This window comes from Salinicola salarius (assembly GCF_002179555.1).
Taxonomy (GTDB): Bacteria; Pseudomonadota; Gammaproteobacteria; order Pseudomonadales; family Halomonadaceae; genus Salinicola; species Salinicola salarius_A.
This window is the reverse complement of record NZ_NHOU01000096.1, coordinates 1-1,756: the sequence shown is the minus strand read 5'-3', so window position 1 is coordinate 1,756 and position 1,756 is coordinate 1. Positions and strand designations below refer to the sequence as shown.

Annotated in this window: 1 protein-coding gene and 1 pseudogene; one reads left to right on the top strand and one right to left on the bottom strand. The window is 55.4% G+C overall.

Annotated features, from left to right (window positions below; all coding sequences use genetic code 11):
* Positions 1–195: 195 nt before the first annotated feature.
* Complete coding sequence (locus tag CCD76_RS19245; RefSeq protein WP_087721098.1) at positions 196–1,281, top strand: OprO/OprP family phosphate-selective porin; 1,086 nt, start codon at positions 196–198, stop codon at positions 1,279–1,281.
* Positions 1,282–1,575: 294 nt separating this feature from the next.
* Here CCD76_RS19245 and CCD76_RS20255 read toward each other — a convergent pair.
* Positions 1,576–1,756: pseudogene (locus tag CCD76_RS20255) on the bottom strand (IS1380 family transposase); the annotation flags it as partial.

Here is a 1,756-nt window from a genome sequence, read left to right as displayed (position 1 = left end):
TTTTCAGACCGACCTCATGAATAAGCCGGGTTGACCAAGAATAGGGCCGCAACACGCAGCGCGCCAAAACCTGTCACAGGCCCGAACCGATGCCCTGTTTCGATGCATCATTTGTAAACAAACTGCAATCTTTACCAAATAGACTTTCCATTGATTCTTCAATACCCACAAGCAAACTGAAAGGAAAAAACCACTATGAGCAAGAAATATTTGGGCTTGGCTTTGGCGATTTCTGCCGCTTCTGCTGCACAGGCCGGAACCGTTACGACCAGCGGCAAAGACCTTGTGATCGATACCGAGAGTGGTATCAAGGTGATAACGTCGGATAAATCAGCGTCTTTTCAGCTCGGCGGGCGCCTTCAATGGGATTACGACGCCACGCAGTCTGACGACAACGGTGTTGACACTACCGATTTCGACGTGCGCCGGGCACGCCTCTACGCCAAGGGCCACTTTGGCGACTGGGCGTACAAAACCCAGTTCAACGTGGCTGAGAGTGATGGCGCCGACGGCGGGACCGCTGAGGACCTGTACATTCGCTACCTGGGATTTGGCTCGACGGCAACCGTGACTATTGGTAAGCAGAAAGAGCCATTCGGCCTGGAACAATTAACGAGTTCAAAAGACATCTCGGCCCTTGAGCGATCCGCCATGACCGAGCGTTATACCCCCGGTCGCAGCGGCGGCATCCAGCTCAGTGGCAAAGGCAGCAACTGGACCTACGGTATCGGCTATTTCGAAGCAGACGGCAATGGCAGCGACGACTTCAATAACACGGCAGTAACCGCACGGGGCACGTTTGCACCGATTCAAACGAATAGTCTGGTTGCTCATCTTGGTGCGGGCTATACCACGCGTGACGCCGACGTTCAGGCCGATGAGGTCGATACGTTTAATCTGGAGCTCGCCGGCGCTTCCGGGCCCTTCCATGCCCAGGCCGAATATTTCGATTCCGAAGAAGGCCAGGTGGATGTTGATGGTTATTACGTACAGCTTGGTTGGGTTGTCACCGGCGAAAGCCGTCCTTACAAGGCTGGGGCGTTCAAGCGAGTGGAACCGTCATCGCCCAAAGGAGCCTGGGAAGTTATTGCCCGTTTTGAAGATGGCGACGGAAAATACAGTGATGTGGGGCTGGCCACAACTGACGGTAAGCAAACAACACTGGGCGTTAACTATTACGCCAACAAGAATGTTCGACTTGGAATGAGCTACATGGATGGCGAAGAAGCCAATGGCGCTAGCGGAGATGAAGTGCGTGCGAGGTTGCAATATGCATTTTGAACGCATGGGAGAGTGCTTGGTTGAGCTCACCACTTGATAGGGCACTGGTACGGGAAGCATTGTCCTGAATCCGTGAAGCCGGCGCCGACACTTTCCCTATCACCGCCAGCGAGCACTTTTTGATCATTCGCCCCGTGCAAGCTGGCTTTCGCAAGCCCGTTATTGCCAAAACCCACCGTGCTGATCGGTGCTGACGGCCCGTTTTGTCATGCCTTTCCACCCGCCAGGCACGACATATCTGGCGATCGCGTGTCGCTTGGAACTGCTTGTGGATAGAGTGTCGCCGATTGACGGTCAGCATGGCGTTCCTCGTGGATAACGCAGTCGGCTCCGCAGCGTCTTGAGCACCGTCATGCGCCCGATATCCTGCCCGAAGTCGAGGATGATCTGCCGTGCCTTGTGAATCACGAGAGCCGCACGGTGCACCAACTCTTGTAGCACGGTGCGCAGCCGGCGCCGCTTGGCCGGGTGGCGA